The following is a 20,950-nucleotide window of genomic DNA, read 5'->3' as shown; positions in this document are numbered from 1 at the left end:
TCTCTAAAACATTGAAATATAGATATAAAATTCCATCATGTGAGGATCCGCATCGGAATTTCAAACGGTCGTCTCGCGTCGACTTTCCCTTTCTCTTTCTGTGCTTCCGCGACCCGATCCGATAAGTTTCGACTCGCCTCGAAACATCCCAGCCTCGCATTTTTGTGGGCCTTCCTGCGGGCACTCGGAGAAGGTCGAAGGGCTCACAGCCCCATCTTTGCTGTTCCTTGCCCGCCTCAAAAGCCCGTGCGATGCACAGAACCATGGGAATGCCTTGCGCTGCGTCCTGGCCGGTGCTTGCTCTTGGCCCGTCCCGACTCTTGTGGCGAGAGGATACTCGCGGAGACGGCGGGCGATCTATGCCCCCTGCATCAGCATTTTCGTCACCTTGTGGCGTACCGGCACAAGGCGAGCAGCCCGAAGGCCAATCCGGCGGGCCAGACGTCCGGGGCGCCGCTCATCGGTGTAGAGGCCGACGATGGCATTCGTGGCGGCGTAAAGCGGCCAGGTCGCGGTGCGGTGTCCGGCCTGGTAGCGGCGCAGGAGGTGCGGGCTGCCAAGGTCCATTCCTCTCTCCCAGGCCGACGCGGCGAGGAGGGCAAGCCGCTCGGTTCCCGCCAGGCCGAGATTGAAGCCATGCGCAGTAACGGGGTGCATGCCAACCGCCGCATCGCCTATCAGCGCGGCGCGCTGGGTGACGAAGCGGTGGGCGTAGGTCGTGGTGAGCGGATAGAGATGCGGCGGCGCCAGCATCCGCATCTCGCCAAAGCGCCTTGCGAAGCGGCGGGTCAGCTCCGCGCCCATCGCATCCTCATCCAGTCCGGCAAGCCGCTGTGCCTGCCCGTCCGCGAGAGTGACCACCGCCGACGCCTGTCCCTCACCCAGGGGCAGCAAGGCCAGCGTCTGCCCGTGGTCGAACCATTCGGTGGCGACGTGCCCGTGATCGCGCTCGATCGCCAAGCGCCCGACCAGCATGGACTTGCCCAGCCGGTTCATACGTGCCGAAATGCCGAGCTGCCCGCGAATGGCCGAAAAGCGCGAATCCGCAGCAACGAGAAGCGAGGCGGCCCGGTCGCTGCCATCGTCCAGCCATATGCGCGCCTCGTTCTCGCAGGTGGCGACCCGCTTGACGCCGGTTCCACTGACCAGCTCGATGCAGGGGTACTCGCGCGCCGCCGCGAACAGGGCGCGGCGGATGTCGCAATTGGACACCAGCGAGCCGAGCTGCAGCATGCCCGATCTGCCTGGAGCGAAGGACAGGGCGAGCGGCGATGCGCCGTTGAACACCCGGGCTTCGGCCAGCGGGTGGATCGCGTCCGCGCCAATCCGGTCCCACGCGCCGAGCCGTTTCAGCGCCGAAATCGAGGCATGTGTCAGGGCAATCTCGCGCCCGTCGAAGGCGGGTTCGGCAAGCTCGTCTTCCGCCTGTCGTTCCACCAGGGTCACGGCGATCCCCGCCTTGGCGAGCCCGATGGCGAGAGCAAGTCCTGCCGGACCTGCGCCGACGATCAGCACGGATTGGGTCATGGGTGCATATCCTTGTCTTGAATCGAGTTTAGCGCACGGCGAGCTCAAGCGGGCTGAGCCGGGCCAAGCGTACGGCGTCGAAAGGGCGGGTATCGGCGGGCAGGTCGCCCAGTGTAGGCCGGTCCGGCCCGGCCACCGCCCGTTGCAGGGCATAGGTTCCGCGATATCCGCGCCGGGAAAGGTCGTGGGCCATCTCGAGGATATCTTCTTCGCCCAGCAGATCGGCATGGATCGTGCTGCGCACTTCGACCGAAATCCGGTGCTGCCAGCACAGCAGGTCGAGCGAGCGGGCGAAGCGGGCAAAGACGCTCGTCCCGGTGACCGTGCGGAATTTATGCAAGGGAGCCTTGTAGTCGAGCGCCACACGGTCGAGCAGGTCCCCCTCGAGCAGGCGCGCGATGACGTCCGGCCTCAGGCCATTGGTGTCGAGCTTGATCGCGTAACCCAGCGCCTTAACCCTGGCCATGAATGCTGCGAGGCCAGGCCAGGTGGTGGCCTCCCCGCCCGAAAAGACCACGCCTTCGAGCAGGCCCTTACGCTTGCGCAGGAATGCCAGCGCCTGCTCCTCGCCGATTGCGCCCTTGCCGGCGACGATCTGCGGATTGTGGCAATAGAGGCAGCGCATATTGCACCCGGCGACCCACAATATGCAGGCGATGCGGCCCGGATAGTCGAGCATGGTGAAAGGCGTGATCGCGTGGAAGGGGGGCGTGGCTCGTCCCGCGCCCGCTCTTTCGTCCTGCGCCGTGGCACAACGCGCCATCGTCGTCTCACCCTATCCCGGCGAAGAGGTCGCCGACAGTGGCCGCATCCTCGGTGAAGTGGCGACGCGCGCGATGTTCGCCCTGCTTGCCCTTGTTGAAGCTGTCGACCGGGCGGAAATAGCCCATCACCCGGGTCCAGACCTTGGTGCGCTCTCGGCAGGTGGGGCATTCGGGCTGCTCGCCATCGAGATAGCCATGCGTGTCGCAGACCGAGAACACAGGGGTCAGCGTGACATAGGGCAGGCGATAATTGGTCAGCACCTTCCTGAGAAAAGACCGCGCCGCATCCGCGCTCGACAGCTTTTCGCTCATATAGAGGTGCAGCACCGTGCCGCCGGTATATTTGCATTGCAGGTCGTTCTGCAGGTCCAGCGCCTCGAACGGATCGTCGGTCAGATCGACCGGGATCTGCGAGGAATTGGTGTAGTAGATATTGTCGCCACTGCCCGCCTGGAGGATGTCGGGGAAGCGCTTCACATCCTCTTTGGCAAAACGATAGGTCGTGCCTTCGGCGGGCGTGGCTTCGAGGTTGTAGAGATTGCCGGTACGCTCCTGATAGCCGACCAGGCGCTGGCGCATATGCTCCAGCAGGTCGAGCGCCAAGGCGATGCCGCGTTCATCTGCGAGGTCGGACGCATCATCCGTGAAATTGCGCACCATCTCGTTCATCCCGTTGACCCCGATGGTCGAGAAATGGTTGCGCAGGAACGGGAGGTAGCGCGCGGAGTAGGGGTATAGCCCTCGATCGTACATCTGCTGCACGAAGGCGCGCTTCTTCTCCAGCGTCGAACTGGCGAGATCCATCAGCCGGTCGAGCTCGTCCATCAGGCCGGGCAGATCGCCTTTGAAGCGGTATCCGAGCGCGGCCATGTTGATCGTCACCACGCCAAGCGATCCCGTCATTTCCGCCGAGCCGAACAGGCCGTTGCCGCGCTTGAGCAGTTCGCGCAGATCGAGCTGCAAACGGCAACACATCGACCGGACTGCGCCGGGGGCATAGGCTTCCGGGTTGCGCCTCCGATCGCCCGTTTCGGGATCGACGATGAACTGGCTGCCGATGAAGTTCTGGAAATAGGACGAGCCGACCTTGGCCGCATTGTCGAAGATAGCGGTGGCGACCTTGCTGTCCCAGTCGAAATCCTCGGTGATATTGACCGTGGGAATGGGGAAGGTGAAGGGCTGGCCCCGGGCATCACCCTCGGTCATCACTTCGTAATAGGCGATGTTGATCATCTCCATCTCGGGTGCGAAATGGGAAAAGCGCAGATCGTCGAGCGTACGGACACCCAGGTCGCGGGCCTGCGCACGGGCGAGCAGGGCATCGTCTTCGACGCCGTCGAACAGATGCCGGTCACGATAGGTGGGATAGAGGTTGCGCAGGTCTTCGGGCACGACGATGTCGAGCGTGATGTTGGTGAAGGGCGACTGCCCCCAGCGCGCGGGCACGTTTAGATTGTAAACGAACTGGCGGATCGCCTTCTTGACCTCGGCGAAGTTCAGTCCGTCATTGAAGACATAGGGCGCGAGATAGGTGTCGAAGCTGGAGAAGGCCTGTGCGCCGGCCCATTCCGATTGCAGGATGCCGAGGAAATTGCTCATCTGGCCCAACGCCTCGCGAAAATGGCGTGGCGGGCGCGAGGATACGCGGCCCGGAACGCCGTTGAAGCCATCGTTCAGCAGCGCGCGCAGTGACCAGCCCGCGCAATAACCGGTCAGGCAATCGAGATCGTGGATGTGGATGTCGGCCTGGCGGTGGGCATTGCCCTCTGCGCGCGAATAGATCTCGTCGAGCCAGAAATTGGCGATCACCTTGCCCGCGACATTGCTGACCAGGCCCGCATGCGAATAGCCGACATTGGCGTTGGCTTTGATGCGCCAGTCGGCGCCGGAAATATACTCGCCGACCGTTTGCGAACAGTCGATCGACCGTCCGGAAAATGGCGTGTCGAGAGGAAGGCCAGAAGCCGGGACCGACGCGGCCCCCGGAGCGGCGTGGTCCATCGGAAACTGCTTGGCGGTCATGGTCATGGCGAACTCCCGTGATTGTGAGTTGCCGTCGATCGGACCGGAGCGAACTCAACATATGGTATGATGAATCTGCGTATATACCTCATCTGGTGTCACGGATTTGATAAATATCAAGGACAGCAATTCTTTTTCGATTAGGTGCCATCGCGTGCTCTCCTGTCCGCCGATGCCATCGAGTTGGACGGGTGAGCATCGTCATTCCGGCGGATGGAGACAGAGCATTGCAGGATTTTGCACCGGGCGCGGCCGTGGAAAGTCGCCGGACGAATGGCAGGACGCTGGCGACCGCCCTGCTCGACGCGCTGAAGGATCGCGGCGCGCGGCAGGTCTTCGGCCTGCCGGGCGATTTCGTCCTGCCATTCTTCCGGGCGGTGCAGGAAAGCGCGATCCTGCCGCTCTACACTCTCAGCCACGAACCATCGGTGGGCTATGCCGCCGATGCCGCGGCGCGGCTGGGCAGCACGCTGGGCGTGGCGGTCGTCACCTATGGTGCGGGTGCGCTCAACATGGTCAACGCGGTAGCCCAGGCCTATGCCGAGAAATCGCCCGTGGTCGTCATTTCGGGCGGTCCGGGGGCGGAAGAAGCGCGGATGGGGCTGGGGCTGCACCACCAGGTCAAATCGCTAAATTCGCAGTTCGAGATTTTCCGCGAGGTGACCTGCGCGCAGGCAATCCTGAATGATCCCGACACCGCGCCGTTTGAGATTGCCAGAGTGCTAGACACCGCGCTCAGCATGTCGCGCCCTGTCTATCTCGAAATACCGCGCGATCTGGTCGACCGGCCGTGTCCGCGCGTGCCGCGCCTTGCGCTGCCACAGGCCGATGCGACGGCAGCCCGCGCCTGTGCCCGCGAAATTCTCGATCGGCTGCGCGCCGCAGAGCGCCCGGCGATCCTGATCGGGGTGGAGGCGCGCCGCTATGGTCTGGAAGGCAAGCTCGCAGCACTGTGCCGGGCGCTGGGCGTGCCAGTGGCGACCACCTTCATGGGGCGCGGCCTGTTTGCGGGCGAGATCCTGCCATTGCTCGGTACCTATCTCGGGTCGGCGGGCGAGCCGGACGTTGCGGAAGCGGTCGAGGGGGCCGATTGCCTGCTGATGCTGGGCGTCATCCTGAGCGATACCAATTTCGGCGTGTCCTATCGCAATATCGACCTGCGTGCATCGATCCGGGCCTTCGATGGCGCGGTGGCGTTCTCGCACCACAATTACCCCGGTATCCTCCTGGAAGCGCTGGTCGATGCGCTGGCGGAAATTGCCGAGCCGATTGGAAGTGCTGCTGCTGCACCTTCGCCACGCTACACCACCGGTTTGGTTTACGATGACACGCCCCTCGAGCCATCCGATGTGGCGACCGCGCTGAACGATCTGTTCGCCACTTCCGGGGTTATGCCGATAGCCGCCGATGTCGGTGACAGTCTGTTCGTCGGGTTGGAGGTGTGCGAAACCGATCTGGTCGCGCCGGGCTATTACGCCTCGATGGGCATGGGCGTACCCGCCGGACTGGCGATCTGCACCGCCACCGGGCGCCGCCCGGTGGTTCTGGTGGGCGATGGCGCGTTTCAGATGACTGGCTGGGAACTGGGCAATTGCCGCAGATACGGCTGGGCGCCGATCGTGCTCGTCCTCAACAATCGCAGCTGGGAGATGCTACGCTGCTTCCAGCCGGACCAGCCCTATCATGATCTCGACGACTGGCATTTCGCGCAAATGGCTGTGCCGCTGGGCGGCGAAGGCGTGCGGGTCGAAACGCGGGCGCAGTTGAAGGATGCGCTGGCAGCCGCGTACAGGGATGGTCGCAGCTTCCAGCTGATCGAGGTCATGCTTCCACGTGGAAAAACCTCGCGCTCGCTGTGCCGCTATTCCGCGGCAATGCGCCAGCTATCGGTGCTGAAGGACGAGTAGCGGCGCGTCAGGGTCAGGGCCAGGATCAAGGGTAGATCAGGAATCGCCGCCAGCGATCCGCATCGATCCTTTCGAACCCGATACGGTCGTGGAGGCGGCCCGACTTGTTGGTCCAGAATTCCATCCGCGTGGGCTCCAGCCGGAAACCAGACCAGAAGGGCGGGCGGTGGACCTCTCCCGCGGCAAAGCGGGCTGCCGTTCGCGCTATCCGGCCCGCCAGTTCGGTGCGGCTTGCGAGCTCTTCCGACTGGCGCGAGGCCCAGGCCCCGATCCTGCTCTCGATCGGGCGCGTGGCGAAATAGCTGTCCGCCGCGCTGTCCCCGACCTGCGTTACCGCCCCCTCGATCCGCACCTGCCGGCCGAGCGGAGCCCAATAGAAGCACAGCGAGGCCAGGGGATTGGCCTTCAGTTCCCCCGCCTTGCGGCTGGACAGATTTGTATAGAACACGAACCCCGCCGGGCCGAATTCCTTGATGAGGACCATTCTGTTGGAGGGCGCGCCGCTGGGTGACGCAGTGGCCAGATTGACGGCGGAGGCATCGGCAATATCGGCCTGATCCTGCGCTTCGCGATACCAGACGGCGAAGGTGGCGAAGGGATCGGCAGCGTCCTTCGTCATCCTCAAAGCGATCGGCTTCCCGTGTGGCGCCAGTCTGCGAGCCGATCCTTCGCCCGGCCCAGCTCCATGCGCGCGATGGAGCGCAGGTGAACCTCGTCGGGACCGTCCGCGATCCGAAGGGCGCGCATACCGGCATAGACTTCAGCGAGCCCGAAATCGTCCGACAGACCGCCCGCGCCATGCGCCTGGATCGCGTGATCGACCACCCGCAGCGCGGTCCGCGGCGCGGCGACCTTGATCATGGCGATTTCCAAGCGCGCGGCCTTGTTGTCGGTCCTGTCCATCATGTCGGCAGCCTTGAGGCACAAAAGGCGCGTCATTTCGATGTCAAGCCGGGCTTCGCCCAAGCGCTGCTCCCAGACCGACCGGTCCGACAGGCGCTTGCCGAAGGCGATACGCGCCTGCAGCCGTTCGGACATCTTGTCGATTGCCCGTTCCGCCGCGCCGATGGCTCGCATGCAATGGTGGATGCGCCCTGGACCCAACCGGCCCTGCGCGATCTCGAATCCGCGCCCTTCGCCCAGGATCATATTGTCCACCGGCACCCGAACATTGCGCAGCACCACTTCGCCATGGCCGTGAGGGGCGCCATCGAAGCCGAGGACCGGAAGCAACCGCACGATCTCCACCCCGGGCGTGTCGAGCGGGACCAGCACCTGCGATTGCTGCCGGTGCCGCTCGGCCTCGGGATCGGTCTTGCCCATGACGATCGCCAGCGCGCAGCGAGGGTCGCCAACGCCCGAAGACCACCATTTGCGCCCGTTGATGACATATTCGTCACCCTCGCGCCGGATCGAGGTCTGGATATTCGTCGCATCGGAGGAAGCGACGTCGGGTTCGGTCATCAGGAATGCCGAGCGGATCGCGCCATCCATCAACGGCCTGAGCCAGCGCGCCCTCTGGTCGGGCGTGCCATAGCGGTGCAGGACCTCCATGTTGCCGGTATCGGGAGCCGAACAGTTGAACGCCTCGGACGCGAAGCTGACGCGCCCCATTTCCTCGGCGCACAGCGCATATTCGAGATTGCTCAGCCCTGCGCCGCGAAAGTCTTCGGTATCCTGTTCGGATGGGGGCAGGAACAGGTTCCACAGCCCTTCCTGATAGGCGCGTGCCTTCAGTTCCTCGATCACCGGAGGGATCTGCCACCGTGCTGCGCCTTCCTGCCGGGCGTGGGCGTGATAGGCATCCTCTGCACGATAGACATGGTCCCGCATGAAGGCGCGCACACGGTCGCGCCATGCGATCTGCCCGGGTGAGAGTGTGAAATCCATCCTGTTCTCCTGCGATTCCGCTGTTTGCCATCGACCGTAGGGACTGAAGCCGAATCCGCTTTGACCTGGGGCAAATAACTCCGCCCGCCGCAATCATTCGCTCGGGCGGGGGCGCAGCATCACGGGGGCATAGGCGAGCACGAACAGCGCGAAGGCGGCGATCCACAGCCCTCCGGCAAGATGCAGCAGTGACTGGTAATGCTCCGGGACGAGCGAGGCTGCTACACGCACCAGAACGGCGAGATGGAGCGCCACATAACTCGCCCGTGTCGCCGGCCCTGCATGGAGCGCGCGGCCCGTGTGACCCAGTGTGGCGCGGGTCATCACCGCCAGGATCATGCCTGCCAGCGCACCCACGGTCAGCGCGTGGACCCCCGCGCTTGACGGGATGGGTGCGCCAAGCCCGGTCGCGCCAAGCAACAGCAGTCCGAGGGGTATCCAGACATAGCCGAGATGGAGCACCAGCACGATCGGCGAGGCAAGCGTGCGCCATCCCCGCCACCGCACGAGGCGGACCAACTGGATGCTTCCCGCAAACACCAGCGCCACACCGACCGGGGGGACCGCACCGGCTACCATCCACGCAGCCAGTGCGATGACGGTCGCCAGCACCACTGCGATATCGAACCGGGTCGGTTGCGAGGGCAGGCCGCCAATCAGCCCTTCACGCTGCATCCAGTTGCGGGTGAAGGAGGGGACGATCCGGCCGCCGATCAGCGAAACCAGCGTCACGGCCAGCGCGATGCCTGCGCGGTGGCCGATATCATTTCCGATCAGGCCCGCCGATCCGGCAAAGTCCAGCAGATCGGCAATACCGAACAGTGCGATCGCCAGCGCTACGGGCAGGTTGCGGTTCTTCGCCAGCACGATCTCGCGCAGAATGAGCGCTGCAAGGGCGAGGTAGAACCCGCCATCGATCAGCGCCAGCAGCGCCAGCGGCAGCTCGGGAGCGACGAAGGGCAGGATGCGGGCGGCGACCCACCACAGCGCCAGCGCGGCCAGCGGCGCGCCCGCAATCGGCAGGCGGCCGGTCCAGTTGGGAACCGCGGTCAGTGCGAAACCCGCTATGGCTGCCCCGACAAAGCCGAACAGCATTTCGTGGCGATGCCAGGCCAGCGGATCGAGCGCGCCCAGTTGCTGCACGCCGACAGTAAAGGCCCACAGCCAGATCGCGATGGCGATGGCGGCCCAAATGCCCGCACCCAGAAAGAACGGCCGAAATCCGCCGCGTAGCACCGGCGGGGCCTGTTCCATCCGGCGGCGGCGCAATTCGAGCCGGTCGCGATTGTCGAGCGTTCCGCCCATCATCGCTCCCCGTCCAGAAAATCGACCCGACCGGTATCGAGGTGGTAATAGGCTCCGACCACGCGCAAAGCCCCGCTACGCTGCGGTTCGAGCAGGGCGGGCGAAGCCTCCTGCTGCAATTCGCGCACCACCTTGCGCACATTGCACAGCGCCGCCGCGTCGATGAGATTCTCGGCCCAAGGGTTGGCCTCCAGCACGGCGGGAAGCAGCGATTGAAGCACCTTGCTGACATTGCCTGAAAACTGGCGTTGCTCGCGCGTCACCGCGACCGCCGCGCGCAGGGCTCCGCAAGCCTCGTGGCCCATGACCACGACTAGCGGAACGCCGAGCTGCGTCACCGCGAATTCCAGGCTGCCGAGCGCGCTGGCGCACAGCGTGTTGCCGGCATTGCGGACGATGAACAGCTCGCCCAGCCCCCGTTCGAACAGCAGTTCTGGCGGCACCCGCGAATCCGAACAGGACAGATAGGCGGCGAAGGGCCGCTGCGCCACGGCGAGATGCAGCCTGCGCACCCGGTCCATCGGAGGCTGATACGTCGCATCGTCGAGAAAGCGCCGGTTGCCGTCTTTCAGGAGGGCCAGCGCCTCATCGGGGGAAAGCTGCGGGAGGGTATCGTCAGGCATGTCCACTATCTCGCGTATCATTTGCCCGCTTTCTTTGACTAATATCAATTACACTGGCGATTAAGCGCGTACCTCGGCGATATGAAGCAAGCCACACTCCTCGCTGCACCGCTTCTCGCGGTGTCGCTCTCGCCCGCGGTTCTTCATGCGCAAGCGGCTGAAGATCCTGTCGTCACCCCCTTTGCCGACATCCGCTACCGGCTCGAGCTTGTGGATCAGGACGGTGTGGCTGAAGACGCCACGGCATCGACGCTGCGAGTAAAAGCGGGTGTAAAGACAGGATCATGGCACGGCTTGAGCGCGCTGGTCGAAGGCGAGGCGATCATGCGCGTCGGCCCCCGGCACTATAACGACACCACCAACGGTCTGACCCGCTATCCAGTGGTCGCCGATCCGACCGACGTGCTGCTCAACCAATTCTATGTGCGCTTCAATCCCGGCAAGACGGTGGACGCGGTCGCTGGGCGTCAGGTCATCAATCTCGACAATCAACGCTGGATCGGATCGGTCGGCTGGCGCCAGAACGACCAGACCTTCGATGCGGGCCGGGTCAGTGTCACGCCGGTCGACGGGCTGACCGCGCAATATATCCATAGCTGGCGCGTCAACCGCATCTTTGGCCCTGATTCTCCGCAGGGCGTCTGGCGCGACTCCGCGATCAATGCGGTCAATATCAGCTACAAGCTAGGCGAGGCGGGGACGCTGACCGGTTATGGCTATTGGCTCGGTATTCCCCAGGCACCGGCGGCGAGTTCGCGCACCTTGGGCGCGCGGCTGGCCGGGCAGCACCCGGTGGCAGAGGGGGTCAAGCTGCTTTACGCCGCCGAATATGCCCACCAGAGTGATTTCTCGCCCAATTCCGCGAATTTCGGCCTCGATTATCTCGCGCTCGAGCCGGGCGTTGCCTTCAAGGGACTGACTCTGAAGGCCGGTTACGAACAGCTGGAGGGCAATGGCGCGGTCGCGCTGCAAACCCCGCTCGCGACGCTGCACGCCTTCAATGGCTGGGCGGACGTTTTCTTGACCACACCGGCCAGTGGGTTGCGCGACCTCTATGCGGATGCGGCCTACAAATTCGCCGACGGCCCGGCGAAGGGCCTGCTGCTGCGCGTCGCCTATCACGACTTCGATTCGACCGTAGGCGATCTCGATTATGGGCAGGAGTTCGACGCACTCATCGCCTACCCGCTGACCAGACAGATCGGCATTTCGGCGAAGCTCGCCCATTACAATTCGGATGGCTTCGCGACCGATCGGACCAAGGCTTGGTTCACACTCGAAGCGAAGTTCTGAACCCTGCAGCCACTCTCTTCCGGGCTAGCGAGGAACCCTGTCGGGTCGTGCGAAGACTTCCAGCATCGCGCGATCCGACACATTTACCGTGCTTCCCTTGATGCTGACCCCGTGCTTACGGAGCAGGCCGAAGGCACGTGAGAGGTTCTCCGGCGTCATGCCAAGCAGCGATGCAAGCACGCGCTTCTCAGCCGGAAGCTGGGTCTGCCCCGACCACTCTTGCTCGTCGTGCTGCTGCAGGATGAAATGCGCCAGCCGTTCGGCGGACTGGCGCAGCTTCATGTCGGCCAACGCCAGAACCAGATCCCGATAGCCAAAGGCGAGTTCGCGCATGGTCGCTTCCATCAGCGCCGTGTCCTTGCGCACGACCTCGCGCATCAGCGCGGCGGGCACCAGCATGACGCGCGAGGATTCGAGCGTGCGCGCCGACATCAGATAAGGCAGATCCGTGACCACGGCTGCCAGGATGAAGCTGCGGACCGGCTGGACGATCCGCATGGTCGTGTCGCGATCCCCGACCGAGGTATAGAGTTCGGCCAGGCCATCGACCAGGATATGCAGGAAATCGGCGTGCTGGCCGACTTCGAAGAGCACCAGTTGGGGCGGGAAGACCTGAAGGAAAGACCCCGAGAAAATCCGTTCCCGCTCATCCTCGCGCATTTCGCGGAATAGGGGCAGCTTAGCAATTTCGGGCTTTTCGGCGGGGCGCAGGTTCTGGCTCCTGTAGTCATTGGAATTGCTGAATATCAAGTCATGATTTGACCTGAGACATTTCAGTAAACGACAAAGATCAGGCTGGCCACAGGTTTTCAAAAGGCATCCGCGGTTCTTGATTTCGATCAAAGGAACTTCGGACGTGCTCCTTTCTGACGAGGCATGGACCTTAGCCAGAGGAGGCTGGAATGCAGTTGCGCTCTACAGCGAGTGAAGGCGAACAGAACCGTGCACTCGGACTCAGCACAGTCGCCTTCACCATCTGTTTCGCGGTCTGGACGATCTTCGCAATCATCGGAATCGAGATCAAAGGCGAACTGGAGCTGAGCGACACGCAGTTCGGCCTGCTGGTGGGCACGCCGATCCTGACCGGGTCGCTGACCCGCCTGTTCTTGGGCGTGTGGACCGACCAGTATGGCGGACGGATCGTCTTTCCGTTGACGATGATCGCCTCGGCTATCGCCACCTATCTCCTCTCCTTCGCGGATAGTTACACGCTGACGCTGCTGGCGGCGCTCGGGCTGGGCGTGGCGGGCGGCACCTTCGCCGTCGGCGTAGCTTATGTGTCGAAATGGTATCCGGCGGAGAAGCAGGGTTCCGCGCTCGGCTTTTTCGGCATGGGTAATGTCGGCGCGGCAGTGACCAAATTCGCCGCGCCCTGGGTCATGGTGGCGCTCGGCTGGCAGGCGGTGGCGCAGATCTGGGCGACTGTCGCGGCGGTGATGGCTGTGATCTTCTTCCTCTTCGCCAAGGATGACCCCGAACTCGCCGCGCGCAAGGCCAGCGGTGCCCGGCCCAGGACGTTGCGCGAACAGCTCGAGCCGCTGCGCAAGGAGCAGGTCTGGCGCTTCTCGCTCTACTACTTCTTCGTCTTCGGCGCCTTCGTGGCGCTGGCGCTGTGGCTGCCGAAATATTTGATCGGCGTTTATGGCGTCGACGTAAAGCTGGCGGGAACGCTTGCAGCGGTCTTCTCGCTCTCGGCCAGCGTGTTCCGCGCCTATGGCGGCATCCTGTCGGACCGCTACGGCGCGCGTAAGGTGATGTACGCCACTTTCGGCGTTTCGCTCATCTGCCTGTTCATGCTGTCCTATCCTTCGACCGATTACATCATTCACGGCGCGAAGGGGGATATCGCCTTCTCGACCGAGATGGGGCTAGTGCCCTTCGTAATCACCACCTTCGTGCTGGGATTCTTTATGTCGCTGGGCAAGGCGGCGGTCTACAAGCATATCCCAGTCTATTATCCCGACCATGTCGGCTCTGTTGGCGGGATGGTCGGCTTGGTCGGCGGGCTGGGAGGCTTCATCCTGCCGATTGTTTTCGGCGCGGTGAGCGACCTGACGGGCATCTGGACCAGCTGTTTCATGGTCCTGTTCGCGCTGGTCGCAGCGGCAATGGTATGGATGCATATCGCGGTGCGCCAGATGGAGCAGAAGGCTGCCGGGAAAACGGGGCGCACGCTGCCCGAGTTCCCCGAGATGGCGGATCTGCATCAGGACGCGAAACACCTCCCCCATGCCCATGCGGCAGACGGAAATGTGCTTAACGACTGGCGGCCTGAGGATGCCGCATTCTGGGACAGCACCGGTGAACGCATTGCCCGACGCAACCTCTATATCTCGATCCCCGCATTGCTGCTCGCCTTTTGCGTGTGGATGGTGTGGTCGGTCGTCGTGGCCAAGCTGCCCTCCATCGGCTTCGATTACAGCACCAACCAGCTGTTCTGGCTGGCGGCGTTGCCGGGCCTGTCGGGCGCGACGCTGCGGATATTCTACAGCTTCATGGTGCCGATCTTCGGTGGGCGGCTGTGGACCACGCTAAGCACCGCATCGCTGCTGATCCCGGCCTTCGGCATCGGCTATGCGGTCCAGAACCCGGATACGCCCTATCTGATCTTCCTGGTGCTTGCGCTGCTGTGCGGCTTCGGCGGGGGCAATTTCGCCTCGTCGATGGCGAATATCAGCTTCTTCTTCCCCAAGGCGCAGAAGGGCAATGCGCTGGCGCTCAATGCGGGGCTCGGCAATCTCGGCGTGTCGGTGATGCAGTTCTCCGTCCCGCTGGTGATCGCGGCAGGCGTGTTTGGTACGCTGGGCGGGATGCCGCAGCAGACCGCTGAGGGCGGCCAGCTGTGGTTGCAGAATGCTGGCTTCATCTGGGTGCCCTTCATCATCGCTTCCACGCTCCTCGCGTGGTTCGGCATGAATGACATCGCCGACGCCAAGGCCAGCTTCGCCGAACAGGCGGTGATCTTCCAGCGCAAGCACAACTGGCTGATGAGCTGGCTCTACACCGGCACGTTCGGCAGCTTCATCGGCTTTTCTGCCGGGTTGCCGCTGCTGGCCAAGCATCAGTTTCCCGATGTCGACGTGCTCAAATACGTCTTCCTCGGCCCGCTGGTTGGCGCATTGAGCCGTGCCGCCACGGGGTGGATTTCGGACCGCTGGGGCGGTGGGCGCGTCACTTTCTGGGTGTTCGTGGGGATGATGCTGGCCGTGGTCGGGGTGGTCTATTTTCTCGAAGCGGGCAGCTGGTGGGGCTTCCTCGGCATGTTCATCGCGATGTTTTTCCTGACCGGCGTGGGAAATGCATCCACCTTCCAGATGATCCCGATCATCATGCGTCAGCAAGTGCCCCGGCTGATGCCCGAACTGCAGGGCGCCGAATTGACGCGGCAGGCGGAAAAGGAATCGGCGGCGATCGTCGGCTTCACCTCGGCAGTCGCGGCCTATGGCGCCTTCTTCATCCCCAAGAGCTTCGGCAGTTCGATCGAGGCAACCGGATCGCCGCTGATGGCGCTGTGGGGCTTCTTCATCTTCTACGCCAGCTGCGCGGCGCTGACCTGGTGGGCCTACACCCGCCGGGGCGGCCTGCTCCACGCCATCGAGCGCGGTCAGGCCCCCGCCCCCGCATCCATTCCCCATGTTCTGAAAGAGGCCTGAGATGAGCTACATTCTCGACCGCCTGACCTTCTTCCGCCAGGCCAAGCAGGATTTTTCCGGTGGCCATGGCGTCACCACCGAGCAATCGCGCGCGTGGGAAGATGGCTATCGCAAGCGGTGGCAGCACGACAAGGTCGTCCGCTCCACCCACGGGGTGAACTGCACCGGATCGTGCAGCTGGAAGATCTACGTTAAGAACGGGATCATCACCTGGGAAACCCAGCAGACCGACTATCCGCGCACCCGGCCCGGCTTGCCCAATCACGAACCACGCGGCTGCCCGCGCGGAGCGAGCTACAGCTGGTATCTCTATTCGGCGCAGCGACTGAAGTACCCGATGGTCCGCTCCCGCCTGCTGAAGCTTTGGCGCGAGGCGAGGGCAGTGCGGACGCCGGTTGCTGCCTGGGCCTCGATTGTGGAAGATTCCGCCAAGCGCAAGAGCTATACCGCAATCCGTGGCCACGGCGGTTTCGTCCGTTCGACCTGGGACGAGGTGAACGAGATTATCGCTTCGGCCAATGCCTATACCGCCAAGACCTATGGCCCCGACCGGGTGATTGGCTTCAGCCCGATCCCGGCGATGTCGATGGTCAGCTATGCGGCGGGTTCGCGCTATCTCTCGCTGCTCGGCGGCACCTGCATGTCGTTCTATGACTGGTATTGCGACCTGCCGCCCTCCAGCCCGCAAACATGGGGTGAGCAGACCGATGTTCCCGAAAGCGCCGACTGGTACAATGCGGGCTTTCTGATGATGTGGGGTTCGAACGTGCCGCAGACGCGCACGCCGGACGCGCATTTCATGACCGAGGCGCGCTATCGCGGGACCAAGGTCGCTGTGGTCAGCCCCGACTATGCCGAGGCAACCAAGTTCGGCGATATCTGGCTCAATCCCAAGCAGGGCACCGATGCGGCGCTGGCATTGGCAATGGGCCATGTCATCCTGCGCGAATTCCACCTCGACCGGCAGGCAAGCTATTTCGAGGATTACTGCCGCAAATATTCGGACATGCCGATGCTGGTGCGGCTGGTGCCGCAGGGTGATGGCTATGTGCCCGAACGCCTGCTCCGCGCGAGCGATATCGCCGGATCGCTGGGCGAGGAAAATAATCCCGAATGGAAGACCGTCGCGATCGACGATGTGACCGGCGAACCTGTCGTCCCACTCGGCTCGGCTGGGTTCCGCTGGGGTGAGAAGGGCAAGTGGAACCTCGAGGAGAAGACCGGCGCGGGCAAGCAAGTCCAGCTGCGGCTGACCGCGATTATGGATGATCACCATGACCGGGTGGTTCCGGTCGACTTTCCCTATTTCGGTAATCGCGAACACGACCATTTTGAAGGCACCGACCATCCAAGCGTACTGTCACGCAATGTGCCCGTGCGTGAGATAGAGCTGGCCGACGGCAAGGCCCTGGTTGCTTCGGTGTTCGACCTGTTCTGCGCCAATTACGGTCTCGATCGCGGGCTGGGTGGTGAACATGTGGCGCGGGATTACGTCGATAACGTGCCTTACACCCCAGCCTGGGCAGAGAAGATCACCAGTGTTCCTGCCGAGCAAATCATCACCGTCGCACGCGAGTTCGCGTCTAACGCAGAGAAGACCAACGGCAAGTCGATGGTGATCCTGGGGGCCGGTCTCAACCACTGGTACCACATGGACATGAACTATCGCGGCATCATCAACCTGTTGGTGATGTGCGGCTGTGTCGGCCAGTCGGGTGGGGGTTGGTCGCATTATGTCGGGCAGGAAAAGCTGCGCCCGCAGACCGGCTGGCTGCCGCTCGCCTTCGGGCTCGACTGGAGCCGTCCGCCGCGCCAGATGAACTCGACCAGCTTCTTCTACGCCCATACCGACCAGTGGCGGTACGAGACGCTGGATGTCGAGGACATCCTCTCGCCCACCGCACCCGAGGGTGAGTGGGATGCGAGCCTGATCGACTACAATGCCCGCGCCGAACGCATGGGCTGGTTACCATCCGCGCCGCAGCTCAAGACCAACCCGCTGGAAGTGGCCAAGGCCGCGCGCGCGGCGGGGATGGAGCCGAAGGATTATGTCGCGGCAAAGCTGAAATCGGGCGATCTCGAGATGTCCTGCTTCGATCCTGACGATCCGGCCAACTGGCCGCGCAACATGTTCGTCTGGCGTTCGAACTTGCTTGGTTCGTCGGGCAAGGGTCACGAATATTTCCTCAAGCACCTGCTCGGCACCGCGCATGGCGTACAGGGCAAGGATCTGGGCGAGACAGGCCGCAGCAAGCCCAAGGAAGTGCGTTGGCACGACGAGGCGCCGCAGGGGAAGCTCGACCTGCTGGTCACGCTCGACTTCCGCATGTCGACCACCTGTGTCTATTCGGACATCGTCCTGCCCACCGCGAGCTGGTACGAGAAGGACGACCTCAACACCTCCGACATGCATCCCTTCATCCACCCGCTGACGGCGGCGGTGGATCCGGTGTGGGAATCGCGCAGCGACTGGGACATCTACAAGGGCCTCGCGAGGAAGTTTTCCGAGGTCGCGCCCGAAGTGCTCGGCGTGGAGGAAGACATCGTCCTCGTCCCGATCCAGCACGACAGCCCCAATGAAATTGCCCAGCCCTTCGGGGTTGCAGACTGGGGCCAGGGGCAGGCTGAGCCTGTCCCTGGCATAACTATGGCCAATGTCGCGGTGGTGGAACGGGACTATCCCAATCTCTACAAGCGCTTCTCCTCGCTCGGCCCGCTGATGGAAAAGCTCGGCAATGGCGGCAAGGGGATCGGCTGGAATACCGATCACGAAGTCGAGCTGCTGCGCAGACTCAACGGTACGGTGATCGAGGAGGGCCCGACCAAGGGCCTCGCCCGGATCGACAGCGCGATCGATGCCTGCGAGGTGATCCTGAGCCTGGCGCCCGAAACCAATGGTGAAGTCGCGGTCAAGGCGTGGGAGGCGCTGTCGCAGAACACCGGGCGCGACCATCGCCATCTGGCATTACCCAAGGAAGAGGAGAAGATCCGCTTCCGCGACGTGGTCGCCCAACCGCGCAAGATCATTTCCTCGCCGACTTGGTCGGGGCTGGAAAGCGAGCATGTCTGCTACAACGCCGGCTACACCAACGTCCATGAACTGATCCCCTGGCGCACGCTGACCGGGCGCCAGCAGCTCTATCAGGACCATCTGTGGATGCGCGCGTTCGGCGAAGGTCTGTGCGTCTATCGCCCGCCGATCGACACGCGGGCGGTCAACCCGATGATCGACGCGGCGAAGGATGAGAAGCACGTGGTGCTGAACTTCATCACGCCGCACCAGAAATGGGGCATTCACTCGACCTATACCGAGAATCTGCTGATGCTCACGCTGTCGCGCGGCGGGCCGATCGTGTGGATTTCCGAAGTCGATGCCGGGAAGGCAGGGCTGGTCGACAACGACTGGGTCGAGGTCTTCAACTCCAACGGTGCGCTGGTCGCGCGCACGGTCGTCTCGCAGCGCATGAAGGAGGGGACGCTGTTCATGTATCATGCGCAGGAGAAGATTGTGAACGTCCCGGGCTCGCCGCTCACCGGGCAGCGCGGGGGCATTCACAACAGTGTGACCCGCGCGATCCTCAAACCCACCCACATGATCGGCGGCTACGTCCAGCTCGCCTACGGCTTCAACTACTACGGCACGGTCGGTTCGAACCGCGACGAATATGTCATCGTCCGCAAGCTATCGAAGGTCGACTGGCTCGAAGAGGCCCTTCCCGAAGGGGAGAATGCAGCATGAAGATCCGCGCACAGATCGGCAAGGTTCTGAACCTCGACAAATGCATCGGCTGCCATACCTGCTCGGTAACGTGCAAGAACGTGTGGACCAGCCGCGAAGGGATGGAATACGCCTGGTTCAACAATGTCGAGACGAAGCCGGGAATTGGATATCCCAAGGATTGGGAGAACCAGGACCGCTGGAACGGCGGCTGGGTCCGCACCCCCTCCGGCTCGATCCGCCCCAAAATGGGCGGCAAGTGGCGGGTGCTGGCGAATATTTTCGCCAATCCCGACCTGCCCGAGATCGACGATTATTACGAACCCTTCACTTACGATTACGCCCATCTCCAAAAAGGGGGCGAGAGCAAGGCATTCCCCACCGCGCGCCCGCGCAGCCTGATTTCGGGAGAGCGGATGGAAAAGATCGAATGGGGGCCGAACTGGGAGGAAATCCTGGGGGGTGAGTTCTCCAAGCGGTCGAGGGACTACAACTTCGAAGGCGTCCAGAAGGAGATTTACGGCCAGTTCGAAAACACCTTCATGATGTATCTGCCGCGTTTGTGCGAGCACTGCCTCAACCCGACCTGCGTTGCGGCCTGCCCCTCGGGTGCGATCTACAAGCGCGAGGAAGACGGCATCGTCCTGATCGATCAGGAATCCTGCCGTGGCTGGCGCATGTGCGTGTCGGGCTGTCCGTATAAGAAGATCTATTACAACTGGAAAACCGGCAAGAGCGAGAAGTGCATCTTCTGCTATCCGCGCATCGAGGCGGGTCAGCCGACCGTGTGCAGCGAAACCTGCGTCGGGCGCATCCGCTATCTTGGCGTGATGCTCTATGATGCCGACCGTATCGAGGAAGCGGCGAGCGCGGAGAATGTCGAAGACCTCTATCAGGCCCAGCTCGACATCTTCCTCGACCCTAACGATCCTGCGGTGATCGAACAGGCCCGCAAGGATGGCGTGCCGGAAAACTGGCTGGAGGCGGCGCGCCATTCGCCGATCTGGAAGATGGCGATGGAATGGAAGGTCGCCTTCCCGCTCCACCCTGAATACCGCACCCTGCCGATGGTCTGGTACGTGCCGCCGCTCTCGCCCATCAGCGCGGCCGCCGAAGCAGGGGATATCGCCACCAATAATGGCATGCCCGACATCCGCTCGCTGCGCATCCCGCTCAAATATCTCGCCAACCTGCTGACAGCCGGCGACGAGGAGCCCGTCGCCGACTGCCTCGAGCGCATGCTCGCCATGCGCGCCTACATGCGGGCGAAGACGATCGAGGGCGTCACCGAAGAAGCGATCGCGGCGAAGGTGGGGCTCACCGGCGTGCAGATCGAGGAGATGTACAAGGTAATGGCGCTGGCGGACTACGAGGACCGTTTCGTCATCCCCACGGGCCACCGCGAGGACGCCGAGGATATGTACGACGAGCGTGGCGCCTGCGGCTTCTCCTTCGGCAACGGCTGTTCGGGCGGCAGCACGCCGGCCAACCTGTTCGGTACCAATCCGCGCAAGAAACTCCAGACACCGACGGAGGTGTTCTGATGGACAGCCTGCATCTGCTTTCGCTGCTGCTGCAATATCCCACGCTCGAACTGGCCGGTGCGCTCGGCGAATTGCGCGACCGGCTGGCGGCCGACAAAACGCTGCCAGCCGACACGGCGGAGCGGCTTGCTCCGCTGATCGACCGGCTGTCCGCGCAGGATATCTACGCGGCGCAGGAGACCTATGTCGAATTGTTCGATCGTGGCCGGGCGCTCAGCCTGCACCTGTTCGAGCACGTCCACGGCGAAAGCCGAGACCGCGGGCAGGCTATGGTCGACCTGCGCGAACGCTACGTGGCGGCGGGGCTCGACTCGGTGGCGAACGAACTGCCGGATTACCTTCCGCTGTTCCTCGACTATTGCTCGACCCTGCCGGAGGCGGCGGCGCGTGCCATGCTGGCGGAGCCGGGGCTGGTCCTCGTCGCGCTGGCCTCGCGCCTGGCGGATCGCGGCTCCGACTATGCCCCCGTGCTCGCGCTGCTGTGCGATATCGCCGGGGTCGAAATGGACGAGGAAGCGGCCAATTCGCTGCCTCCGCCCGAGGATCCGGAAACGCTCGCAGAGCTGGATGCCGAATGGGAGGAAGAGGAAATCCGCTTCACCAGCGAGCTGCCCGATCCGGGCGCGGCCTGCCCGCAGGCGAGCGCCATGCTGCGCCGCATGATCGAGGATCACATTCCTGCCGGAAGCGAAAGGAACTGAGCG

General features: G+C 63.4%; 14 protein-coding genes. 6 read left to right on the top strand and 8 right to left on the bottom strand.

Annotated elements, in window-relative coordinates; genetic code table 11:
• Nucleotides 1–357: 357 nt before the first annotated feature.
• Genes ubiM through K3181_RS05345 form a run of 3 tightly spaced genes read right to left on the bottom strand, consistent with a single transcriptional unit; the run spans nt 358 to nt 4,319 of the window.
• On the bottom strand, nt 358–1,527 hold the full coding sequence (gene ubiM, locus K3181_RS05355; protein ID WP_221601609.1) for a 5-demethoxyubiquinol-8 5-hydroxylase UbiM: 1,170 nt from the start codon (nt 1,525–1,527) through the stop codon (nt 358–360).
• Nucleotides 1,528–1,555: 28 nt separating this feature from the next.
• The gene (locus K3181_RS05350) at nt 1,556–2,290 is read right to left on the bottom strand and encodes an anaerobic ribonucleoside-triphosphate reductase activating protein (RefSeq protein ID WP_221601607.1); all 735 of its coding nucleotides are present in this window, start codon (nt 2,288–2,290) and stop codon (nt 1,556–1,558) included.
• A gap of 7 nt (nt 2,291–2,297) precedes the next feature.
• Nucleotides 2,298–4,319, bottom strand: coding sequence for a ribonucleoside triphosphate reductase (locus tag K3181_RS05345; protein WP_221601605.1), 2,022 nt, complete (start codon nt 4,317–4,319; stop codon nt 2,298–2,300).
• A gap of 221 nt (nt 4,320–4,540) precedes the next feature.
• Between K3181_RS05345 and ipdC the strand changes: the two genes are divergently transcribed.
• Nucleotides 4,541–6,220, top strand: a complete 1,680-nt coding sequence (gene ipdC / locus K3181_RS05340; RefSeq protein ID WP_221601594.1) for an indolepyruvate/phenylpyruvate decarboxylase — start codon at nt 4,541–4,543, stop codon at nt 6,218–6,220.
• A 25-nt stretch (nt 6,221–6,245) separates the two neighbouring features.
• On the opposite strand, the gene pdxH is transcribed toward ipdC, so the two are convergent.
• From pdxH to K3181_RS05320, 4 genes are all read right to left on the bottom strand, one after another.
• A complete protein-coding gene (gene pdxH / locus K3181_RS05335) occupies nt 6,246–6,839 on the bottom strand; it encodes a pyridoxamine 5'-phosphate oxidase (protein ID WP_221601593.1) in 594 nt (197 codons plus the stop codon).
• Between the two features lie 2 nt (nt 6,840–6,841).
• Entirely contained in the window at nt 6,842–8,110 is a 1,269-nt protein-coding gene (locus tag K3181_RS05330) for an acyl-CoA dehydrogenase family protein (protein WP_221601591.1), read from the bottom strand.
• Between the two features lie 93 nt (nt 8,111–8,203).
• Nucleotides 8,204–9,418, bottom strand: a complete 1,215-nt coding sequence (locus K3181_RS05325; RefSeq protein WP_221601589.1) for an NnrS family protein — start codon at nt 9,416–9,418, stop codon at nt 8,204–8,206.
• A complete protein-coding gene (locus K3181_RS05320) occupies nt 9,415–10,038 on the bottom strand; it encodes a carbonic anhydrase (protein WP_221601587.1) in 624 nt (207 codons plus the stop codon). The genes K3181_RS05325 and K3181_RS05320 overlap by 4 nt, the downstream gene beginning before the upstream one ends.
• 81 nt (nt 10,039–10,119) lie before the next feature.
• Here K3181_RS05320 and K3181_RS05315 point away from each other — a divergent pair, with 81 nt between their 5' ends.
• Complete coding sequence (locus tag K3181_RS05315; RefSeq protein WP_221601585.1) at nt 10,120–11,331, top strand: alginate export family protein; 1,212 nt, start codon at nt 10,120–10,122, stop codon at nt 11,329–11,331.
• A gap of 24 nt (nt 11,332–11,355) precedes the next feature.
• Here K3181_RS05315 and K3181_RS05310 read toward each other — a convergent pair whose 3' ends face one another.
• Nucleotides 11,356–12,174 carry a helix-turn-helix domain-containing protein gene (locus tag K3181_RS05310; RefSeq protein ID WP_221601583.1) on the bottom strand — a complete coding sequence of 273 codons (819 nt, stop codon included), beginning with the start codon at nt 12,172–12,174 and terminating at the stop codon, nt 11,356–11,358.
• 59 nt (nt 12,175–12,233) lie between these two features.
• Here K3181_RS05310 and K3181_RS05305 point away from each other — a divergent pair, with 59 nt between their 5' ends.
• From K3181_RS05305 to narJ, 4 genes are read left to right on the top strand one after another with little or no spacing between them, the layout of a single operon-like run.
• Nucleotides 12,234–14,984: a nitrate/nitrite transporter gene (locus K3181_RS05305; RefSeq protein ID WP_221601581.1), complete on the top strand. Its 2,751-nt coding sequence runs from the start codon at nt 12,234–12,236 to the stop codon at nt 14,982–14,984.
• Between the two features lies 1 nt (nt 14,985).
• Nucleotides 14,986–18,723 carry a nitrate reductase subunit alpha gene (locus tag K3181_RS05300; RefSeq protein ID WP_221601579.1) on the top strand — a complete coding sequence of 1,246 codons (3,738 nt, stop codon included), beginning with the start codon at nt 14,986–14,988 and terminating at the stop codon, nt 18,721–18,723.
• Complete coding sequence (narH, locus tag K3181_RS05295) at nt 18,720–20,246, top strand: nitrate reductase subunit beta (RefSeq protein WP_221601577.1); 1,527 nt, start codon at nt 18,720–18,722, stop codon at nt 20,244–20,246. The genes K3181_RS05300 and narH overlap by 4 nt, the downstream gene beginning before the upstream one ends.
• Complete coding sequence (gene narJ, locus K3181_RS05290) at nt 20,246–20,947, top strand: nitrate reductase molybdenum cofactor assembly chaperone (protein ID WP_221601575.1); 702 nt, start codon at nt 20,246–20,248, stop codon at nt 20,945–20,947. The genes narH and narJ overlap by 1 nt, the downstream gene beginning before the upstream one ends.
• The last annotated feature ends 3 nt before the right edge of the window (nt 20,948–20,950 follow it).

This window comes from Qipengyuania mesophila, assembly GCF_019711655.1.
In the GTDB taxonomy this organism is placed as follows: Bacteria; Pseudomonadota; Alphaproteobacteria; order Sphingomonadales; family Sphingomonadaceae; genus Qipengyuania; species Qipengyuania mesophila.
This window is presented reverse-complemented; position numbering and strand designations above follow the sequence as displayed.

Bases quoted from the DNA above. Each gene is read 5' to 3' on its own strand.
- ubiM (WP_221601609.1), bottom strand. From the start codon at position 1,527: ATGACCCAATCCGTGCTGATCGTCGGCGCAGGTCCGGCAGGACTTGCT.
- K3181_RS05350 (WP_221601607.1), bottom strand. From the start codon at position 2,290: ATGGCGCGTTGTGCCACGGCGCAGGACGAAAGAGCGGGCGCGGGACGA.
- K3181_RS05345 (WP_221601605.1), bottom strand. From the start codon at position 4,319: ATGACCATGACCGCCAAGCAGTTTCCGATGGACCACGCCGCTCCGGGG.
- pdxH (WP_221601593.1), bottom strand. From the start codon at position 6,839: ATGACGAAGGACGCTGCCGATCCCTTCGCCACCTTCGCCGTCTGGTAT.
- K3181_RS05330 (WP_221601591.1), bottom strand. From the start codon at position 8,110: ATGGATTTCACACTCTCACCCGGGCAGATCGCATGGCGCGACCGTGTG.
- K3181_RS05325 (WP_221601589.1), bottom strand. From the start codon at position 9,418: ATGATGGGCGGAACGCTCGACAATCGCGACCGGCTCGAATTGCGCCGC.
- K3181_RS05320 (WP_221601587.1), bottom strand. From the start codon at position 10,038: ATGCCTGACGATACCCTCCCGCAGCTTTCCCCCGATGAGGCGCTGGCC.
- K3181_RS05315 (WP_221601585.1), top strand. From the start codon at position 10,120: ATGAAGCAAGCCACACTCCTCGCTGCACCGCTTCTCGCGGTGTCGCTC.
- K3181_RS05305 (WP_221601581.1), top strand. From the start codon at position 12,234: ATGCAGTTGCGCTCTACAGCGAGTGAAGGCGAACAGAACCGTGCACTC.
- K3181_RS05300 (WP_221601579.1), top strand. From the start codon at position 14,986: ATGAGCTACATTCTCGACCGCCTGACCTTCTTCCGCCAGGCCAAGCAG.
- narH (WP_221601577.1), top strand. From the start codon at position 18,720: ATGAAGATCCGCGCACAGATCGGCAAGGTTCTGAACCTCGACAAATGC.
- narJ (WP_221601575.1), top strand. From the start codon at position 20,246: ATGGACAGCCTGCATCTGCTTTCGCTGCTGCTGCAATATCCCACGCTC.